The organism is Sporomusa aerivorans (assembly GCF_041428895.1).
In the GTDB taxonomy this organism is placed as follows: Bacteria; Bacillota; Negativicutes; order Sporomusales; family Sporomusaceae; genus Sporomusa; species Sporomusa aerivorans.
Genome location: NZ_CP156926.1, coordinates 3065336 through 3082788, shown reverse-complemented (window position 1 = coordinate 3082788; position 17453 = coordinate 3065336). Strand labels below are relative to the sequence as shown.

At 40.7% G+C, this 17453-nt stretch carries 27 protein-coding genes, 1 tRNA gene and 1 pseudogene; 8 read left to right on the top strand and 21 right to left on the bottom strand.

The features are described 5' to 3' along the window. Positions 1-51: 51 nt before the first annotated feature. Together SATMO3_RS14515 and SATMO3_RS14510 are read right to left on the bottom strand one after the other, a co-directional pair. Positions 52-1167: a hypothetical protein gene (locus tag SATMO3_RS14515; protein WP_371381465.1), complete on the bottom strand. Its 1116-nt coding sequence runs from the start codon at positions 1165-1167 to the stop codon at positions 52-54. 13 nt (positions 1168-1180) lie between these two features. Beyond that, positions 1181-1432, bottom strand: a complete 252-nt coding sequence (locus SATMO3_RS14510; RefSeq protein ID WP_371381464.1) for a hypothetical protein — start codon at positions 1430-1432, stop codon at positions 1181-1183. A gap of 261 nt (positions 1433-1693) precedes the next feature. Between SATMO3_RS14510 and SATMO3_RS14505 the strand changes: the two genes are divergently transcribed. Then, positions 1694-2038, top strand: coding sequence for a hypothetical protein (locus tag SATMO3_RS14505; protein ID WP_371381463.1), 345 nt, complete (start codon positions 1694-1696; stop codon positions 2036-2038). Positions 2039-2073: 35 nt separating this feature from the next. Continuing rightward, on the top strand, positions 2074-2277 hold the full coding sequence (locus tag SATMO3_RS14500; protein WP_371381462.1) for a hypothetical protein: 204 nt from the start codon (positions 2074-2076) through the stop codon (positions 2275-2277). 210 nt (positions 2278-2487) lie between these two features. On the opposite strand, the gene arsA is transcribed toward SATMO3_RS14500, so the two are convergent. From arsA to SATMO3_RS14465, 7 genes are all read right to left on the bottom strand, one after another. Then, complete coding sequence (gene arsA / locus SATMO3_RS14495) at positions 2488-4242, bottom strand: arsenical pump-driving ATPase (protein WP_371381461.1); 1755 nt, start codon at positions 4240-4242, stop codon at positions 2488-2490. Positions 4243-4263: 21 nt separating this feature from the next. Further along, entirely contained in the window at positions 4264-4620 is a 357-nt protein-coding gene (gene arsD / locus SATMO3_RS14490; RefSeq protein ID WP_371381460.1) for an arsenite efflux transporter metallochaperone ArsD, read from the bottom strand. A gap of 34 nt (positions 4621-4654) precedes the next feature. Further along, positions 4655-5056 carry an arsenate reductase ArsC gene (locus SATMO3_RS14485; protein ID WP_371381719.1) on the bottom strand — a complete coding sequence of 134 codons (402 nt, stop codon included), beginning with the start codon at positions 5054-5056 and terminating at the stop codon, positions 4655-4657. Between the two features lie 23 nt (positions 5057-5079). Continuing rightward, entirely contained in the window at positions 5080-5394 is a 315-nt protein-coding gene (locus SATMO3_RS14480) for an ArsR/SmtB family transcription factor (RefSeq protein ID WP_371381459.1), read from the bottom strand. A gap of 352 nt (positions 5395-5746) precedes the next feature. Beyond that, positions 5747-6556, bottom strand: a complete 810-nt coding sequence (locus tag SATMO3_RS14475) for a Ku protein (RefSeq protein ID WP_371381458.1) — start codon at positions 6554-6556, stop codon at positions 5747-5749. 323 nt (positions 6557-6879) lie between these two features. After that, complete coding sequence (locus SATMO3_RS14470) at positions 6880-7119, bottom strand: hypothetical protein (RefSeq protein ID WP_371381457.1); 240 nt, start codon at positions 7117-7119, stop codon at positions 6880-6882. A 185-nt stretch (positions 7120-7304) separates the two neighbouring features. Continuing rightward, a complete protein-coding gene (locus tag SATMO3_RS14465; protein ID WP_371381456.1) occupies positions 7305-7538 on the bottom strand; it encodes a hypothetical protein in 234 nt (77 codons plus the stop codon). Between the two features lie 384 nt (positions 7539-7922). Here SATMO3_RS14465 and SATMO3_RS14460 point away from each other — a divergent pair, with 384 nt between their 5' ends. Beyond that, positions 7923-8438, top strand: coding sequence for a hypothetical protein (locus tag SATMO3_RS14460; protein ID WP_371381455.1), 516 nt, complete (start codon positions 7923-7925; stop codon positions 8436-8438). An 89-nt stretch (positions 8439-8527) separates the two neighbouring features. On the opposite strand, the gene SATMO3_RS14455 is transcribed toward SATMO3_RS14460, so the two are convergent. The 10 genes from SATMO3_RS14455 to SATMO3_RS14410 form a co-directional block, all read right to left on the bottom strand. Further along, the gene (locus SATMO3_RS14455; RefSeq protein WP_371381454.1) at positions 8528-8809 is read right to left on the bottom strand and encodes a hypothetical protein; all 282 of its coding nucleotides are present in this window, start codon (positions 8807-8809) and stop codon (positions 8528-8530) included. 592 nt (positions 8810-9401) lie between these two features. After that, on the bottom strand, positions 9402-9605 hold the full coding sequence (locus tag SATMO3_RS14450; RefSeq protein ID WP_371381453.1) for a hypothetical protein: 204 nt from the start codon (positions 9603-9605) through the stop codon (positions 9402-9404). Between the two features lie 303 nt (positions 9606-9908). Beyond that, positions 9909-9984, bottom strand: a tRNA-Met gene (locus SATMO3_RS14445). Positions 9985-10000: 16 nt separating this feature from the next. Beyond that, complete coding sequence (rpoZ, locus tag SATMO3_RS14440) at positions 10001-10207, bottom strand: DNA-directed RNA polymerase subunit omega (protein ID WP_371381452.1); 207 nt, start codon at positions 10205-10207, stop codon at positions 10001-10003. A 216-nt stretch (positions 10208-10423) separates the two neighbouring features. Beyond that, positions 10424-10672: a hypothetical protein gene (locus SATMO3_RS14435; protein WP_371381451.1), complete on the bottom strand. Its 249-nt coding sequence runs from the start codon at positions 10670-10672 to the stop codon at positions 10424-10426. Between the two features lie 611 nt (positions 10673-11283). Next, positions 11284-11628: a hypothetical protein gene (locus SATMO3_RS14430; protein ID WP_371381450.1), complete on the bottom strand. Its 345-nt coding sequence runs from the start codon at positions 11626-11628 to the stop codon at positions 11284-11286. Beyond that, complete coding sequence (locus SATMO3_RS14425) at positions 11625-11753, bottom strand: hypothetical protein (protein WP_371381449.1); 129 nt, start codon at positions 11751-11753, stop codon at positions 11625-11627. The genes SATMO3_RS14430 and SATMO3_RS14425 overlap by 4 nt, the downstream gene beginning before the upstream one ends. Positions 11754-11807: 54 nt before the next feature. Next, complete coding sequence (locus SATMO3_RS14420) at positions 11808-11963, bottom strand: hypothetical protein (RefSeq protein ID WP_371381448.1); 156 nt, start codon at positions 11961-11963, stop codon at positions 11808-11810. 65 nt (positions 11964-12028) lie between these two features. Then, entirely contained in the window at positions 12029-12343 is a 315-nt protein-coding gene (locus SATMO3_RS14415; protein ID WP_371381447.1) for a peptidoglycan recognition family protein, read from the bottom strand. Positions 12344-12439: 96 nt separating this feature from the next. After that, positions 12440-12790 (bottom strand): hypothetical protein, encoded by a 351-nt coding sequence (locus SATMO3_RS14410; RefSeq protein ID WP_371381446.1) that lies wholly within the window; start codon positions 12788-12790, stop codon positions 12440-12442. A gap of 121 nt (positions 12791-12911) precedes the next feature. Here SATMO3_RS14410 and SATMO3_RS14405 point away from each other — a divergent pair, with 121 nt between their 5' ends. From SATMO3_RS14405 to SATMO3_RS14395, 3 genes are all read left to right on the top strand, one after another. Beyond that, positions 12912-13067: a DUF1540 domain-containing protein gene (locus tag SATMO3_RS14405; RefSeq protein WP_371381445.1), complete on the top strand. Its 156-nt coding sequence runs from the start codon at positions 12912-12914 to the stop codon at positions 13065-13067. Between the two features lie 287 nt (positions 13068-13354). Further along, complete coding sequence (locus SATMO3_RS14400; protein ID WP_371381444.1) at positions 13355-13504, top strand: hypothetical protein; 150 nt, start codon at positions 13355-13357, stop codon at positions 13502-13504. A 415-nt stretch (positions 13505-13919) separates the two neighbouring features. Next, positions 13920-14072: a hypothetical protein gene (locus tag SATMO3_RS14395; RefSeq protein WP_371381443.1), complete on the top strand. Its 153-nt coding sequence runs from the start codon at positions 13920-13922 to the stop codon at positions 14070-14072. Positions 14073-15016: 944 nt separating this feature from the next. Here the strand turns inward: SATMO3_RS14395 and SATMO3_RS14390 are convergent. Together SATMO3_RS14390 and SATMO3_RS14385 are read right to left on the bottom strand one after the other, a co-directional pair. Continuing rightward, positions 15017-15163 (bottom strand): hypothetical protein, encoded by a 147-nt coding sequence (locus SATMO3_RS14390; RefSeq protein WP_371381442.1) that lies wholly within the window; start codon positions 15161-15163, stop codon positions 15017-15019. Positions 15164-16134: 971 nt separating this feature from the next. Beyond that, complete coding sequence (locus SATMO3_RS14385) at positions 16135-16320, bottom strand: hypothetical protein (protein ID WP_371381441.1); 186 nt, start codon at positions 16318-16320, stop codon at positions 16135-16137. Between the two features lie 711 nt (positions 16321-17031). On the opposite strand from SATMO3_RS14385, the gene SATMO3_RS14380 reads away from it, so the two are divergent. Together SATMO3_RS14380 and SATMO3_RS14375 are read left to right on the top strand one after the other, a co-directional pair. Beyond that, complete coding sequence (locus SATMO3_RS14380; protein ID WP_371381440.1) at positions 17032-17190, top strand: ImmA/IrrE family metallo-endopeptidase; 159 nt, start codon at positions 17032-17034, stop codon at positions 17188-17190. Positions 17191-17194: 4 nt separating this feature from the next. Continuing rightward, a pseudogene (locus SATMO3_RS14375) lies at positions 17195-17380 on the top strand (ImmA/IrrE family metallo-endopeptidase); the annotation flags it as partial. Positions 17381-17453: the final 73 nt, after the last annotated feature.

Below are 17453 nucleotides of genomic sequence, written 5' to 3'. Positions count from 1 at the left end.
TTCCTTCTTGTTCTATTTTATGTATAAAATTCTTTTTACTATATGCTATTCTTACTTAAATATTCGCACACGCAGATTTTTTAGGATCTGCTTGTCCACACCTTCAAATTCCGGTGGAATTAACATCTCTACTGGATATAGTGCCAGCGAAGTGTCACATTCATACACACCATCAAAAGACTGTATCGCAGCAACAGCGTTAGTAGCCCTGTTGAGACTATCTACTTTCTCCCTGGGAATTTTCACAGTCAAAACACAATCATCGCTAAACTCATTTTTTGCGATCCCAGCAGCATAAATCACGGCAAAAGACGGGATATTCGCCAAAATAGTGGCAGCTACCTGCAAAATGATTCCTGCACACAGTTCAAAATATTGTTTATTAAATACCCTGGTATCCTTATCTTGATACTGGAGGCGGCCAGAAGGCAGTAATTCACAAATCTGTTTGGGAATAACCCCTTTGGAAGGTAACCATACCTTGATTAACGGTGTATTGGCATGAAACTCAATATCCACTTCGGCAATTACCGGCAGCTTCAACCGGTTGAGCGCTTCATCCAACCGGGAACGAACTGCGACGGGGTCACCTGTTGTTAACTGTTCGGCAAGCTCAATGCGGGAATTTTCTTTTTCTTCATGCTCGCGTTTTTTCTCCTCATAGGCTTGGCGTTCCCGGTTGTTTCGTTCGGCGATTTCATCCAGGGCGGCCTGTTCCGCTTTTTTAACGGATTCCTCCCGGTCTTTTACCTTAAAATAAAGCGATACGGCAGAAGCGACGCCCAGGGCGGCAGTTATTAAAAGAGTTATAGGACTAAAAAGGATAACTAATACCCCAAGCAAACAAACGATAGCTGCAATCCTGGCAGCAACAGGATAAACAAATTTCGCCTCTGTAATAGCTCTCGCCTTACCAACAAGGTGACTGTGATCGGTTAGCTGCAATTCCGGAAACGGTTCTCTGACAAGCAAACTCTGGTAGTCAACCGGCTCGTAGGTAGTCTTGCTGACAGAAGCCAGTTTTAGCTCATAGTCCTGGTGCTGCACAAACTCCTTACGCCAGCGCTCGAATTGTTCTTCACCTTTAAAATACCGGACTTCAGCCCGCTCACTATTATTGTGTTCTCTGCTTTTTTGAGTAAGTTTTTTTTCAGGATACGACGGCATAACAATGGCCTCCTTATTTTCTAATGGTTACTCTGATTGTTTTTCGTGCCACTACATAACAAAAGGCCAAAACTCCGCCGAGAGTAAAAAAGAATGCGACCGGCTTTATCATCATAATTTCCGAGCTGGCTATTAGGCTGAACAAAAGAGCTGTCATATAAGCCAAAAACAACTCGCCATACCGTGGACTGCTTACACGCGGCGCGATAATCAACCATACTAAAAAGCCCATAAGAATAATATTACTATTCTTCATAAACTCCATTGACTGAAGGTTCACCACCTACACATAGAATAAAAGTATATATTCGCTATATCCCGTTATTTTCCTGCCTGTAACTATTTTTGTCTGATTTGACGGCATTTTGGCAAAGCGTTTGCGAAAAATACCAAAATTGATGATATAATTCGTTTTCAAATTGTTAACGGCTGTAACATTATGTTCTGGAAATTCATATGCTGAATTAGAAAACTATATAAACATGTATCACTTCTCTAAGGTAAATAAAGGAGGTCATTGATATTTATGGAAACTAAATATCCTCATTGGTATGGTCCGGATGATAAAATGTGCTGCGACTTTCCGGATAAAGACATGATGTGCTGTGATGACAACTACATGGAAGACCCTATGGCTTACAAAATGTTCCGCGATAACTTCAAAGACCGCCTTCTCTGCTTCCTGGGCGATGAAGTCATTCTTGGCACAGATGCCATGATTGACCGCAAAGGCGCTACGTTCTGCGGTACAATTTGTTATGTAGGTTGCGATTACATTATTGTTAACAGCACATTCTGCCGTCGCTCCATTTCACTGCATGTACCCATCAAAATGATACGTTTCATTGCTCCCTTTAAAGGACGCCGTTAGAAATCCCGTTAGCCTTATTTAAGGAGACGATTACCATGAAAAAACTATTTAGCCGCCGTCCATTAGCTGTCGATCCTGCACATATGATTACACTTCATCAGGAAGCCATTGAACAGCTTGAACTAATGCGTACAGCTGTGGAAGCATCGGAGCATGCCAGCGACAGGATGCGCGACACACTTAACACAATAACCGAAGCTCATTGGGAAGCTTATATGGACATTATACACATGATATAAGTACAATGTTAGAAAAATAAGTCCCCGGCACATGCCAGGGACTTTAGGCTTTTATCCTGTTTTCTTTTTACGTCTCGGCTTCTCTTGTTCCTTAATGGCTGCAATACTTGCCTCCAGCGCGGCCATAATGTCAACAACCTTGCCGTCAGGTTCTACCTGTTTAACTCCAACTAATGTAGCTTCGCATTTAATTGATCTTGGTTTTTGTCTTTAGCCTTTAATTATATCTAGGAGACTATTTCCCTTTAATTCTGTTCCGTGCCATTTGATTAGTACAGTATGGTCTAAGGATATTGCCACGACTTTATTAATCCATTCTACTTCACTTTGTGATTTTGCCTTTAACAGTGGACTCTTGGTATTTGTAAGATAAAGGCTTGAGTTTACTACCCACCACTTGGAATGAATACCTGCCCGTTCTAAGTCTTCAGAAAGTCGCATTGCTTCGTGGACCGGAGTAGCTTCCGGCAAGGTTACAATCACTACTTCTGTCTCCGTAGCATCTCTTAATCGGGGCAGTAATCTTTTCACACTTTCCGGAATGTCGCCCTGGCTTTTTTGAATCTCTTTGTGGTAACTCTGGGTTGCATCCAATAATAAGAGGGTGTGGCCGGTAGGAGCCGTATCAATTACAATTACCTGGTCTTCGTCTGCCTGCTCAACAATATCGGCAAAGGCCCTAAATACAGCGATTTCTTGAGTACAAGGCGATCTTAAGTCTTCTTCGATATAGGCTAGATCAGCGTCTCCCACCGACTCTCTTGCTTTGGAGAGCACTTCTTCTTTGTATTTGGCAAGTTCTTGGGCTTCGTCGATATGGCTGATTTTTAAGTTTTGGCTGCTATCAAGCAAAAATTTCAAGTGATGCGCCGGATCAGTAGTTGTAAGATGTACCTTGGTTCCCATTCTAGTTAGCCCTAAAGCAATGGTTGCCGCTAAGGTAGTTTTGCCTACGCCACCTTTACCCATCGTAAAAATAACTTTCTTATGCGTTGTAAAAAGATCTCTGATCAAGTCAGTTAAAGAGTCCACTTTGTTCAGTGTAGCTGTAGATTCAGGTGCGCTCACATGGTCAGCGGTTAACATTTTGCGAATATTATCAACACCATAGACATTGTAGGCCCGAAGAGGGATATAGTAGGTTGGAAGGCTATGCAAGTAGTCAGGCATATTTTGTAGGGCTTGTTGTTGCTTATTACACAGATTTAAAGCTACTTCGTCTTCCGGATTATCGAGATCCATGACCCCATTAATAATTATGGTTTGATTATTAATACCAATATCTTTTAGTTCTTCGGAAGCCCGTTTTGCTTCCAAGAGTGGTGTTTTTTCCGGTCTTGCCACTAGAATCACGGTGGTCATGCTCGGCTTAGCCAGCGTTTCTACGGCATTTTTGTACATCTGCTTGTTTTCTTCCAAGCCGGATAATTGTCCTAAACAGGAAGCGCCATGTGTGTTTTCACTGATAAAGTTACTCCAGGCGGAAGGCAACTGCAGCATGCGTAGAGTATGACCGGTAGGAGCTGTGTCAAAGATGACATGATCATACTTATCTTTAATTGCTTCATCGGTTAGATAATGAGAAAACTCATTGAACGCAGCAATTTCTACGGTACAGGACCCTGATAGTTGCTCTTCCATACTAGCGATTGCCGCTTCCGGCAATAAGCCTTTGTATGGCCCAATTACTTTTTCTTTATATTCGCGAGATACTTCTATCGGATCTAAGTTTACAACGGTTAGACCGGGAACCGTAGAAATCAAGGTTCCTTTGTTATCCAACTCTACTCCGAACACGTCCTGCAAATTGGACGCCGGATCTGTACTAATTAGCATAACCGTTTTACCGCCATCAGCCAAGTTAACGGCTGTCGCACAGGCGGCTGATGTTTTACCGACGCCGCCTTTGCCCGTGAAGAAGAAATATTTGGTGAGCTCGATGTGCGTAGGTTTATACAATTCCATCAGCTAGCCTCCTTGGATTGATTAACAGCATCCGCCTTCACAGCAGCAACTGGATTTTTTAGGCTGAAAATTCACTTCCAGTCCGGTCCACTCAGCAAATTCTGTATTGGTAGGATAGCTCTTTGTTTTAGCGACCTGGCCATCCACTAAAATAATTGGCAGTATTTCAGGACCATTTTGTTTTAAATAGTCACTAATTATTTGATTCTCCACGAAGGCTTTAGGCTGGCCGGAGAGGTTAAACCGACTGATATCGGCACCTTTCTGGCTAAGGGTTTCAATAACAGTTGCTACTCTTAGAAGTTCTTTATCAACACTGGGTCCGCAAACCCCGGTAGAACAGCACATAGCTGGTTCATAAATCATTATTTTTTTCATAATATCACTCTCCATATTTTTAATTACCTATCCATTAGATTAAATTGGATTTTATCCGATGGATAAGATCTTCCATTTTAGATTTTATTAGCCCGCGAGTAATTCTAAAGTCTTCATCACTTTTTCCAGTGGGATCTTCCAGTCCCCAATCCTCACGATAACTACAGGCAAGGGTTGGACACTGTACATTACAGCCCATGGTTACCACGATATCGACATCTGGGATGTATTGAATCAATTTAGGCTTTTGGTGAAGCTCCATGTCAATGCCGATTTCTTTCATAATCCGTACGGCATCCTGATTAATGTACTCTCTGTTTTCCGTGCCAGCGGAAACACACTCAAATACATTAAGTCCCAAAACTCTTCCAAAAGCCTCCGCCATTTGCGAACGGCATGAATTGTGGACACAAATGAATGCTATTCGTTTCACAATATCCTCTCCTCAAATATTCATTCCTAGCAATCGCCAAGTTTCTTTACTTTACTGGTATCATTTACCAGATGCGTATTTGCATCAGAGAGTAGCTTTTCTAAGAAGGGATATTCTAAATAAGCTTCATTTGGGATGCTGTAATAAACCCATTGCCCCTTTTTTTCTGCGTCGATAAGACCAACCATTCTTAATTTGTTTAGGTGCTTGGATGTGGCTGATTGAGAGATCGATAGGATTTGTTCAATTTCACAAACACAACGGGAACCGGTTTGAAGGTAGCACATAATTGCTAATCGGTTATAGTCTGCTAGTGCCTTTAAAACATCAATGAGCTTCATAAATCACCGTCCGAATAGTAGTATATTCCCATATAGGAATATATATTCTTATTATATGATCTTATTATTTGAAAGGCAACAAGTTTCTTAAAATCGTAAAAGATATCTTTAAACTGTAAATTTTAATTTGTTATTTAGCCGGGAATCCGGCTTATTTTTCTACTCAAAATAAAAAAGCCCGGCAGCCGAAGCTACCGAGCGATTATTTATTTGTTATTGAAAAAATCTACATTGTCTTTTTGGGTATCTTTCTGGGTATCTTTTTGGATGTCTTTTTGAGGTACTGCTTTTGTAATTGGTTTTTTATGATGATGTTTTTCCTTGCATTCACGTCCAAGCGGACGGTTATTACTCAACCTGTTTTCTTTTTGCGCTTTGGTTTCTCCTTCTCTTCTATCGCTTTAATACTTGCCTCAAGCGCGGCCATTATATCGATAACCTTGCCGGCAGAAGCATGCTCGTTTTCCGTAACACAAGAAATCTGTTCTTTCTCAGCCTTAGTTATAATCAAATTATAGACAGCATTGTAATATTCATTTCTATATTTGTTAGGATCGAATTTGCTAATTTGCGATTCAACCAGCAGCTTGGCCATGCTCAATTCTTTGTCAGATAGCTCTATATCCGGCTTAACTTCCAGATCGGCTGTACTGATCAATTCTTCCGGAAATAGCATCGTTGACAGAGATAGAGCCCCCTCTGTCGGTCGTATAGCAACCAAGTATTCTTTCTGGTGCTTCACTATTTTGGCAATGCCGACCACGTTAGATTCTTTTAACGCCCGAAGTAATAACGCATAGGCTTTTCCAGCACCTTCATTCGGCACCAAGTAATAACTCGCATCATAATGCCTCGGGTCTATCTCATCAAGGCGACAAAAATCTTCAATATCGATTACCCTGGACTGTTCTGGACTGATCTGCTCCAGTTCAGCATCCGATATGACAACATAACTATCTGGTGATACTTCATAACCTTTTACAATCTGATCGGCCGGTACTTCCTTACCGTCTATAGCTGCTACCTTTTTATATTGCACTCTGCTGTAATCGGATTTTCTAAGCTGGTTAAAATTGATAGCTTGTTTTCTCGTAGCCGGTACAAGGCTGACAGGAATATTGACAAGACCAAAGGATAACATTCCTTTCCAGATAGGACGCATGATCCCACCTACTTCTAGGTATAGAAATAAAGCTGCCGTTGGTGGCAGCTCCTTTTTGTTTATTATAACATTTTTTTTGGTGCCGGTCAGGTGGAATGATCCGGGGCACTTAGGCTGCCTATTGTTCTAGTTCCTGAAGTATATTGGGCAAGTCAGCTATTAACTCCCGCAATTCTTCCTCTGTTAAGATCACTTCTAATCTTTCTGTATTGTCCATAACTAACACACCCTTCCTATTAAATAAAAAATGCGAAGCCAAAACATGCAGCTTCGCATTTAATAATGCTATTATACACTACTTCAACAAATTTTACTAGTAGTATTTACCGCTCAATAAACCATTTACCTTCAACACAAAATAAATACACCTGCTTATTTGCAATCCGGCAAGTATATCGCATACCATACCCGCCCGCTTTGAGTGATGCTGCCGGACGAGCATCTAGCAGACGGTCAACATCATACTTGCGCCCGTCTTCCCAGTGCAGGAAGAGGGGCTTTATTTTGCCATCTGGGTCGTGGTAAGCAGTCACGCCGACAGGTATTTTGTGTTTGTTTTCCATTCTGCACCTCACCGGAACATTTGTTCGTTTTCAGTTTAGAACATGCGTTCGAAAATTGCAAGTGGCAATAAACAGAAAATAAAAAAGCCCCTGGCCAGGGGCTTATAATTTTAACCGGTTTTCTTTTTCTTTGGCTTCTGTTTACTTATCGCCTGGATACTCGCCTCCAGGCGGCATACCAAGTTTTAGTAGTCCTTACTATACGAAATCTTAAAGCATCGACGTCTTACCCGTTTACGAATGTCTTCCAAGTTATCGTTCGTATTATTCTTACAATTGAAGCCAATCTTAACCGCATCACACGATGATACGCCTAGTTTTACTACTGACGCTTCGTCCGAAGTTTTGAGTTTCGCTTTAATTCCTTCTACTTGTTTTTTATTAAGATTTCCTTGAATCTTAACTTTTTTTACTAACATTTAAATTTCTCCTTAATTACATATTGGGAGATATGTCTTCTGAAACGACTCCTATTATCTTTTCAGTTTTCTTGTCTAAATATAACTAATAAATGACTACGTTCCGTGATACACCTTTGCTTTCTTTCATTTCATAGTCTGCTAATAAATTTCGTTTTTTATGCCAATATTGCAGCGGCAATGATTAGAAATAAAAAAGGACCCGGCGCTGCAACCGGGTAAAACTAGGTATGTATGGTTTTTGCAAAGGAGATGTTCTTAATTATATTGGGCTGATGTTAGAATCACCTTAACTTCCCTGGAGAATTTTATAGCCTGAAGGAATAATCTGTAAAATGTGGTATTTATAATAAGAAATAAATATTTTAGTGGAGGCTGATGCTCTTGAAAAGAATATTGTTGATAATCCTAATGATCATATTATCATTGGGAACGGTACAAGCCCACGCCAGTGATATATCACAAAACGAGAAACAAATCCTTCCGGTATTAATTGTAAATAATTCATACTCAGGTACAGGACCTGCAACATCTAAGTATAAATCTGAACTGTCTTCTATTTTAGCTAATCAAATTACAAAATCATTAGATGCGAAATATAATGTTGATCTTATAGACAATACTTTTAATATTCTTGATGTTGCAAGTACAGAGAAAAATGATATATTAGACATGTTTAAAGACACGAATTATTCTATAATTATATTAGTTGAAATTCTACCATATCACACTGAAATGTATGGAAGTTTTGGTTCAATACATATGAAAATCTTAGACATAAAAAATCAAAAATATCTATACAATGGAAAACTCTGGCGCGAAAAACGTTCACTGGATAGCATCTTGAACGCTATGACAACTGAATTGGATACGATTTTAAAGAATGTATTTAAATTATAAGATGCAATATGACCTGGTAAGCCGGTAAACCGGCTTATTTTTCTGCCCAAAATAAAAAAGCCCGGCAGCCGTAGCTACCGAGCGATTATTTATTTGTTATTGAAAAAATCTACATTGTCTTTTTGGGTATCTTTTTGGATGTCTTTTTGAGGTACTGCCTTTGTAATTGGTTTTTTATGATGATGTTTTTCCTTGCATTCAGGCGTTACGCCATTAGCACACTTTTTCAAGCAAGCGGGATCTCCACAACACTCTTCTATTGCTGGCGGTTCTTCGACTCGGGGAGCTGCTGACACTACAGTTGCAAATAAGCCGACCTGCATCAGTCCTAACGCGGAATAAATCACAAGCTTTTTCAACATACCTTTCATCTGGAAACCTCCTTTAAATATGTATATGTCAGATGCACAATTTACATAATACAGTCTTTTATTTAAATTTTTATTAAAATTGCGTAGGTAAATTGCACTAATCCATAAAGAGTCGCCCACCAGGTGAACCCGGCAGGCGACTTTTAATAGGGTGGCTATAATGGAGATTGCTCAACATCTTTAATATACATTGTGTTTTTTAGAATTGCTTTAGAAGTAAAAATCTCGTCCCCCGGCCAATGACTGAGAGACGGGATTTTATGATTTTAATATCTTATTTTGGCTGCTCAGACTGTGGTTGTTGTTTCAGGGTATGCTGCTTATTGGAAATAAAAAAAGGACCGACACGCTGGCCGGGGTATAAGAGAGGAGTGTGTACTTATTCTGAAGAACAATTTTATTATATTTACCTGATAGTAGAATTACCTTTAAAAATAAAACCGCACCCCGGAGGATGCGGCAAAAACTGGGGATGACGATAGCAGCTATTCTATCGCCATCTATTAGATTATTTCATAGGCATTTGAATTACCTTAATAAATTTGGTAAACAGCAAAAAAGCCGCCCACCAGTTTCCCGGCAGGCGGCAGTACTACATCAAATTTTTGGCATCTTTGTCAAACACATAAGTAAGGTAGTCACGAATAATAGCATTAGCTTTTGGTTTATCATCAGCATTTAAAAAATGAAAATTACCGTCAGCAATCTTGTATTCATTAATCCCATTTAATCTCAATTGCTCTTCCATGAGCGTCATCAAATTATTTATTAAAGAATCATTCTTATCAAAATTCATGTTTTTCTATCAATCCCTTATCCCATTGCAATGATATACATCAAATACGTTATGCCACCAAAAGCTATAATACTGCCTTTGACCGGCCAAATTTTACGCTTGTTTCTTTTAGGTTTAATCTGCGTTTCAGCTAATGCTCTAACGAAAAACATAGACTCACCTCTACTTAATGTATAATCCGATATAATTATACCACAATTTTACATAAAATAACTCGTCTTGAGTTGGGACGTTTTTTAAAGGTGTATGTTACAGGATAACAAAAGCCGCCAACCAGTTGTCCAGTAAGCGGCTAATTTTTCTTGGTTGCGGGGACAGGACTTGAACCTGTGACCTTCGGGTTATGAGCCCGACGAGCTACCAACTGCTCCACCCCGCGATATAATTTTACTTAGCTATTTAATTCCGACTTTAGTTCGTTGGTAAGTTAATTTCCCTGAAGCAATTTCCTCTAAGGCAACACTAACTGGCTTTTGAGGCTTATCATCTACCAAGATTTCGCCACGGCTTAAGATTTCGCGAGCTCGTTTAGCCGCTACAACACAAAGAGTGTATTTATCATCCACTTTGCTTAGCAAAACTTCTAATGGCGGATTAATCATTTTTCTTTGCCTCTTTTCATTATTACCTATATAACTAGCTTTCACATCTTTAATTATTGTCAACTTTTTATTTTAACATCTAATGCTCATTTATTATAACACACATCACTGATAAACTCCAATTATTATAAGATAAAAAAGCCCGCCTCCCGGCCATAACGTCTGTACTGAACCAGGAAAAACGGCTGAGAGACGGGCTTTTATGATTTTAATATCTTATCTTGGTTGGTCAGGCTGTGGCTGCTGAGGTTGCTCAGGCTGTGGTTGTTGTTGCTTGGGCTGCTGCTTATGATGTGATTTAGGCTGTTGCTTATGATGCGGATCGTTAGGATCAGGCTGCGGTTGATCGGCAACAGCCATCATTTGATAATTTGGAACTGAACTTTGTTGATTATCATGAGCGCTTACTATTGAAGAAAGGCTCAAAACAAACATTGCAATCATTAGAACTAACATTTTTTTCATTGATATTCCCCCAGTAGATTTCTTTCTCTATATTGCAATTATATATACCAATTCTTAGAATTTATTTAGAAAAACTTGCCATAAAAACAAAAAAAGCCGCCCGCCAGGACGAACCCGGCAGGCGGCTGCAGTTAAATACTACTAAGATCTTACTAATTTATCTCAATAACAAGTTTAAAAGGTAATTTATGGGCATCTGACGAAATATGTGCATATTTAATAATGGAGGTGTTAATATGCCCTATGTCTTATCTCCTTTAGAAAAATACCAAACAATCTTGGAATTATTAAAAAGCCTATCGTTTACATGATTTTGAACCAATATTGCACATATAAGATAAAGGCGGCAACCAAGTAAGGTTGCCGCCTAACCTAACCATAATGGTTAGGAATTGGTACCGCTTCAGGTACTGGGCTCATGACATCACCTCACTTTAGTTCTAGAACAATTAGTAGAATTAAAACAGCATAAATAACTTATCTGTTTTCCAAACGGATTTTACTTCCCATCCAACATTTTTCTTAATATCCTCGGCATCCTGGTGTACTATAGCCTTATCCTTGCTGTAATTCCGTTGCAATCCTATGGGTATGTACCCTTCTCCTCTGTGTTAACCGTACCCAGCAGACCATTCCCAATTTCGGTAATTGTTTACCTTGAAAATACCAACATCCCAGTTGGATTCAGGTGTTTTTTGCTCGTTCGGTACAACCACTGTCCGGTCTGTCTTTTCAAGTGCCAGCGGCGGCAATGAGTTGTCTTGCTGGTTTATCTGGTCTGTAACTTTTTCGGCTGCAGCTTGGACAGTTGGGGCTTGAACAATATAATGGACTTCCGGCTGTAGCTTCCCGGCCTGGGCATCGGTTACGGCTTTTGCCAGCAGTTCGGCGTTTTGCTTTGATACCTTTAGCTCATTCTGCAGAGTATTGATATCTTTAGCCTGATCGGCAGTCATTTTAACAGCTGCTGCAATTTGGCTTCTTGGGCCGTGTTATGCTGCCACAACATCCACCCGGCCAACGCAAGCAACAAAACAACGCCAAGCAGCATAGCCGCCTGGCGTTTGGATAAACTAAGCATAGTACTCCTCATTCCTTTCTTGCGCCGCCCTTCTGCGGCGTATTTTTATATCTTTTAGCAGATGACCAACATAACCAATGCAATCACAATCGCAATAGCAAGCCATACTTGCCATTGCTCGAAATTATGGAAAGCAGCAAAACCATCCACAAAACCATTAACTTTACGGCCAGCATTATCAATCGTATTTTTTATTTTCCCTATATCCATATTAAACCTCCACGTTATGTTATTTTACTATATTCACTTTACGCTTGATCCGTCCGTAAGCAAGGTTAACTATTTTGCTGATACCAGATTGCTTTGCCTCGTAGCGTCTGCAGGATATCATACAGGTTCTGGCCAGGGCAATCCGTAGCCATAAGATCCCGGTGTCCGACAATGGTGTTAACATCAGGAGTCAGACCGTGCCGGGTGCAGATATCGGCCAACAGCATGGTTCCACTCTCAATCTGTGCCGGCGTTGGCTGCATCTTGTCCATATTTCCCGCAAAATTGATACCAATGCTGCCGGTATTAAAACCTTGCGCATGAGCTCCGACATATTCCTCCGGCCTGCCGCGTTCAATGGTGCCGTCAACGCGCACCACGCACTGCCACTATAACAATATCTCGCCACATGTCCTGAATTGTACGCTCAGACGGGCACCACCCGGTAATCTCCCCGAACCTCTGCTGAACCGGAGCTATCCACCCCGGCCGCCATCTGGCGATATATAGAATCGACATTCCTGCCTCAGCTCAAGCAATTGCTTTTTCTTGGGCCCAATAATACTTTTTACATCCTCAACCACCCGCAGCCATTTGGCGGTATCACTAGTGTTAAATGCCTCCAGTTTAATAGCCATAGCCTCAACTGGCTTACCAATTCCGCCGCGTCCACCGCCCACATTTTCATCCTTTGCTTTCGTCCCGGCAGTAATCTCTTGATATAGTTCATCATGTGATCGCCTGCGTTCCCTGTAATGTATGAGCCAGCTTGCAGCTATCCGGTTCTCGTGCTTTATCTGTTCTTTTATGTCTAATGCTTGCTGCACTTACCCCCACCCCCATAAAATTAAAAGCCGAATAGGGCAGGCTGGCTGCCCTTTGTTTATTTAAGTTTCATAAATATAAACTGCACACTTCAAGCCATAATAAGCTTGGAGGTGAATAGACATGTCGAAAGTAACCAAATGTATGTGCGAAGAATGCCACCACAATAATAACTTTAAATGTACTGCTGATGGTATTGAAGTTAAATCAAGTGGTGATCTTCGAGTACAAACTTCTGATGGTACAGCCTGTAATACGTTTAAGATGCGACAGAGCTAATCAGTTTACACTTACAAGGCGGTCACTGACCGCCTTTCATCTATTTTCTTACACAAATGTAAATCCCGTCTATTAACAAATCTACTCCCAAAGCCGCTGCATGCCCTTGGTTGGTACCAGTTCGACCTTCTTCTCACCGCAGACAATGAGGCTTGCAAACAGCTGCAGAATTGTTTACGGCTTTCATGATGCACCTCTTTTCGTACTTATGGCTTCACAAACAAAATAAAAAAGCTTGCATTAAAACATGTCCATCATCTAAACTAAAAATGAAAGGGGGTTGTATTATGCCAACCTTCCGTATCATCATAAATGGTGAACCAACCGAAGAAACAGTCACAGGTACCACTTACATGGACGCATACTTTCTGGCAGTACAAGCAGTACCACAAGCTTACAAAAACGATTTTAAGCTTGAAGAGGAAAAATCGGAGTAAAATACCATAATCTGAACAGCGCTAACCACGCTGTTCTTTTATTTTCTTTGACAATTCCATGTTACGGTTGAAGCAGGGATTGTTATGGCCTTCATGGTTGTCCCTCCTATATATTTTAGGTAACCTAATAAACACAAATTGACGTAACATGTGGTCAATATCACGCATAAAATATAATAGACCTACTCAGAAAATATTATGGAGGTATGTATAATAATGAAATACCATATGCATGATGATGACTGTATGTCAGATGACAACTGTATGCCGGAACGCGAGTGCATGCCAGAACCGTGCAGACCATGCCATAGAAGGTGTGTTGGAGTATACAAACTGTACGAAACTTGTTGTTATGATATGGTCAGGGTCTGTCCCCGTTGTGGCCACGAGCACAATTTAGCCCGGTGCTCTAAGTGTGGATTACCGAACGACGATCCACCTCGCTTTGGCGGCTTTGGTGGACGCAGATTCGGTGGATTCGGAGGTTTCGGTGGATTTGGTGGATTCGGCTTCTTCCCATTTTTCCCATTCTTCCCGTTCCGGCGACGTTTTCGTAGGTTTTAATTAAATTCGCTGTTCTCGAAAGTTACTTACTGTATCTCATAAGCCCTGATTGGGCTTATTTTTTTATCCTGCTGGTCGCTTAAACCAATCTCGCCCGGCGGGCATATATACAAAGCACAACTGGCTACTCCCGTAGTGGCGCATCAGCGTTCGCATGGTCTTTGATATATTTGCAGTCAGTACATGTTTTACGCTTATAACATGAGTTGCACTGACAAGCTTTACGCACATCGGTAGCGCCTCCCCACTCCCAGATTCTTTGCTTGCCCATGACGGTACATTGTTATGGCTTTCATTCTGCACCTCCTTTAAACACTTATCGACGTAACATGTAGCCAATATCACGCATAAAATATAATAGACTCAATCAGAAAAATATTGTGGAGGTACGATAATGAGGTCTAATATGCGTGATAACTGTATGCCTGAACATGAATGCAGGCCATGCCATAGAAGGTGTGTCGGAACCTTTTCTAGACACTTTCGAATATATGAAACCTGTTGCCGCGATATTTGCGAAGTCTGTCCTTGCTGTGGACACGAATTCGATTCAACCCAGTATAGTGGATGTCCTATGTGTGGAACATCGTTCGATGATCCGCCCGGTGATTCTGAAAGAAGATTCGGTAGAAGGGGCAGACGCAGGTTCTATAGTGCTCGACAGTTTCGTGAGTTTTATTAAATTCGCTGTTATCGAAAGAAGCTACTTCATAAGCCCTGAATGGGCTTATTTTTTTGTCCGCTGTTCGCTTAAACCACTCTCGCCTGTAGCGGATATATATAAACTCATTAACACCTCGATAACATTTCACATAATATATAGCAGGCAAATATATCCAAGTTTTATCTCTTATAAAGAGCGGAATGATCACCCGCTCTTTATATTTTTGTTGAATTGTCCACATCCTCTCCAATTATTAGTCTTGGCGTAGCTTCTGTACCTGAAGTTCACCTAACTCCCTCGGTAATTACAATCTCAGTCTTACCAATCACCCCAACCGGTCCAATGCTCCAATCCAGGTCAACAACCTTCGTGCTGTCGTCCCGAATAACCCCTGACTTCACCAACCCGTCCATAATCCACTTGGGAGTCATATTATCCTTGTCCCTGCGCCGATCAATGTCTGGGTAGTATGTTATCCTTATGGATGTTTACAAGAACGAAAACGGATTATTAGTTTTTGATCTCTACAATAAAGACTCTGAGGATGGTTATAGTGGTGGAAAAATAGAGGCTGATTCAGATGAATTTTTAAAAGCCTTGAATAGTTTATTGTCAGATTAATTCCCCACTACCCCAGCGGGAGCCTAAGCCCCCGCCTTTTCTTCTATTCGCATATAACTCTGGCAAGCTTTATTTCGCCGCATCCGTTTTACGTCAACAGGCTTACCTTCCCTCTGCTCAATTTGGTAACATACTGGAATTTCATACCTGTCATATATCAAATAACGGCAATTGCCGCAATTTCTAAGCGGTTGAACAACTTTCATTACCTCTCACCTCTACTTTATTGAAGTTCCGAAGGTCACTATTGCCCCCTAGACTACACATCTAGCAGCCGTTTAACAATCTCATGCTGCTCTTTCATACTCAATTGGTTGTCTATAAACGGGTTAAATCTGAGCTCTAACTGGTACCGGCCAATAGATCGTTTTTGTTCACACACTGGGCCGTAGTCCCTTGTTTCGTCTTTGAGAATACGGCCACAGCGTTTCATTATCCAGCCATTTGTGCGTGTTTACGCAACTCAGATGTAAATTTATTTAATTCAGCTTGACTTGTTATTAATTCAGTCAGACTGCTCGCAGGTTTTTGGTATAACTCACAGGCAATCAGATGTACCTGATCTTCATTGAGCCCAAACACTTTGACGTTAGACCAAAACGTATCCTACTTAATCACACTGTTATTTTGAGATCGTTCTTGCGCTTTCTCTTGTGCCTTTTCCTGAGCTATTTTTTGTTGAGCAATTGGAATCGGGAGTTCTTTTGTCTGTCTCCCCACACCACAACCCCATTACGCCCTGCCGATCTGGTGGGGTTCCTTTTTTATAAGGCTTGTCCAACTAAGCAACGGATTTGTCCGGTTCATCACCGTCCTTTTCCTTGCGGGTAGACTCAGTACCTAATACATCATCAAAGGCCGGACCTAACCTTTTAATAAACCATTCAGGCGGCTCTATGCTCACGCTACCATCACGAGCAACGAAGCCCAGAAATACGACAGGCAGTTTTTCTTTTTTTCTTGGCACCGTCACCCCTCCCATAAAACATATGCGGTGCATGGTTGTCTGCTTTCATTTTTTTAGGAACAACTCTGATTTGAGTCCGCAGAATAACCTTGGTGTTTCCTGGAAATAATTATTATAAATTATTCCTGATTGTGTCCACCCACTTAAATCCTTCACTTAGTTGTCAATACAGTTGCTTGCAGGATTATACAATTTACTCCAGAAGTATTTGAGTTTAATACTTTTAGTGAGTGATATTGTGTATTCAGAACTTATAACGCTTCTTGAAAAGACGTGAATTGTACTTGGCACAATAGCTTTGGTATGACTGCTTACAATTTTTATAAAGGGCTACCTAGACTTGAAATAAAAAAACCTTCAGATCGCAACTATATTTTTGAGTCCTCCGATTGACCCCCGGAATAACGCCAAATGATCGGCAGGAAATCATGGAAGATTTAGCCGAATACTTCAAGTTCAAGCTACAACAAAAAAAGCAACAAAGAAAAAACTATTAACGGCATAAGCAACCGTTAATAATTTTTGACCTTCTTGTCGAACATATGTTCTGTAAGGAGTAATTTCCGTGTTAGATTTAGCTATTCAAATTGCCCAAACTCACTATGAAAGATATAAGGCGACCTACCCTTACGCTTCAGAAATGGTAACTAAGATTATAGAAGACTGTGGCGTAACAATTGACGTCCCTTGCGCAGCAGCAATTTTGCCGGCATGCTATGGAATGATGATGGCCGTTTTATCATTGTTGTTAATCCTGATCTTCCGAAAGCCCGAAGATTATTTATTCTTGCCCACGAGTTGGGACACTTTTTAATGCACAGGTTCTTATCAGCCCGCATTTTTTTGTACCCGCTTAAAAGGACAAGCTGATCAGAAGGAACGCCAAGCAAATGTATTTGCTGCTGAACTGATAATGCCGATTGATAAAATTAGATGGTATGCCAAAATGGGCTTTAATATAAAAAGTGCTGCTCGTTGTATGGGGGTATCGGAGGAAGCGTTGCGGTACAGGATTAAGGAATTGAAGCAACGACAGGCTTCGAAAGCAGCCACATCATAGAATACACTATTTAATACAATTTATTTTACAAAATTCATCATTATGTAACATGATAAATCGACATATTTCTATG

What these genes read in the sequence shown, in the direction of transcription:
- SATMO3_RS14515 (WP_371381465.1), bottom strand. Translation starts at nt 1,167, where the DNA reads ATGCCGTCGTATCCTGAAAAAAAACTTACTCAAAAAAGCAGAGAACAC.
- SATMO3_RS14510 (WP_371381464.1), bottom strand. Translation starts at nt 1,432, where the DNA reads ATGGAGTTTATGAAGAATAGTAATATTATTCTTATGGGCTTTTTAGTA.
- SATMO3_RS14505 (WP_371381463.1), top strand. Translation starts at nt 1,694, where the DNA reads ATGGAAACTAAATATCCTCATTGGTATGGTCCGGATGATAAAATGTGC.
- SATMO3_RS14500 (WP_371381462.1), top strand. Translation starts at nt 2,074, where the DNA reads ATGAAAAAACTATTTAGCCGCCGTCCATTAGCTGTCGATCCTGCACAT.
- arsA (WP_371381461.1), bottom strand. Translation starts at nt 4,242, where the DNA reads ATGGAATTGTATAAACCTACGCACATCGAGCTCACCAAATATTTCTTC.
- arsD (WP_371381460.1), bottom strand. Translation starts at nt 4,620, where the DNA reads ATGAAAAAAATAATGATTTATGAACCAGCTATGTGCTGTTCTACCGGG.
- SATMO3_RS14480 (WP_371381459.1), bottom strand. Translation starts at nt 5,394, where the DNA reads ATGAAGCTCATTGATGTTTTAAAGGCACTAGCAGACTATAACCGATTA.
- SATMO3_RS14475 (WP_371381458.1), bottom strand. Translation starts at nt 6,556, where the DNA reads ATGCGTCCTATCTGGAAAGGAATGTTATCCTTTGGTCTTGTCAATATT.
- SATMO3_RS14470 (WP_371381457.1), bottom strand. Translation starts at nt 7,119, where the DNA reads ATGGAAAACAAACACAAAATACCTGTCGGCGTGACTGCTTACCACGAC.
- SATMO3_RS14465 (WP_371381456.1), bottom strand. Translation starts at nt 7,538, where the DNA reads ATGTTAGTAAAAAAAGTTAAGATTCAAGGAAATCTTAATAAAAAACAA.
- SATMO3_RS14455 (WP_371381454.1), bottom strand. Translation starts at nt 8,809, where the DNA reads ATGAAAGGTATGTTGAAAAAGCTTGTGATTTATTCCGCGTTAGGACTG.
- SATMO3_RS14450 (WP_371381453.1), bottom strand. Translation starts at nt 9,605, where the DNA reads ATGAATTTTGATAAGAATGATTCTTTAATAAATAATTTGATGACGCTC.
- rpoZ (WP_371381452.1), bottom strand. Translation starts at nt 10,207, where the DNA reads ATGATTAATCCGCCATTAGAAGTTTTGCTAAGCAAAGTGGATGATAAA.
- SATMO3_RS14435 (WP_371381451.1), bottom strand. Translation starts at nt 10,672, where the DNA reads ATGAAAAAAATGTTAGTTCTAATGATTGCAATGTTTGTTTTGAGCCTT.
- SATMO3_RS14430 (WP_371381450.1), bottom strand. Translation starts at nt 11,628, where the DNA reads ATGACTGCCGATCAGGCTAAAGATATCAATACTCTGCAGAATGAGCTA.
- SATMO3_RS14425 (WP_371381449.1), bottom strand. Translation starts at nt 11,753, where the DNA reads ATGCTTAGTTTATCCAAACGCCAGGCGGCTATGCTGCTTGGCGTTGTT.
- SATMO3_RS14420 (WP_371381448.1), bottom strand. Translation starts at nt 11,963, where the DNA reads ATGGATATAGGGAAAATAAAAAATACGATTGATAATGCTGGCCGTAAA.
- SATMO3_RS14405 (WP_371381445.1), top strand. Translation starts at nt 12,912, where the DNA reads ATGTCGAAAGTAACCAAATGTATGTGCGAAGAATGCCACCACAATAAT.
- SATMO3_RS14400 (WP_371381444.1), top strand. Translation starts at nt 13,355, where the DNA reads ATGCCAACCTTCCGTATCATCATAAATGGTGAACCAACCGAAGAAACA.
- SATMO3_RS14390 (WP_371381442.1), bottom strand. Translation starts at nt 15,163, where the DNA reads ATGACTCCCAAGTGGATTATGGACGGGTTGGTGAAGTCAGGGGTTATT.
- SATMO3_RS14380 (WP_371381440.1), top strand. Translation starts at nt 17,032, where the DNA reads ATGCTATGGAATGATGATGGCCGTTTTATCATTGTTGTTAATCCTGAT.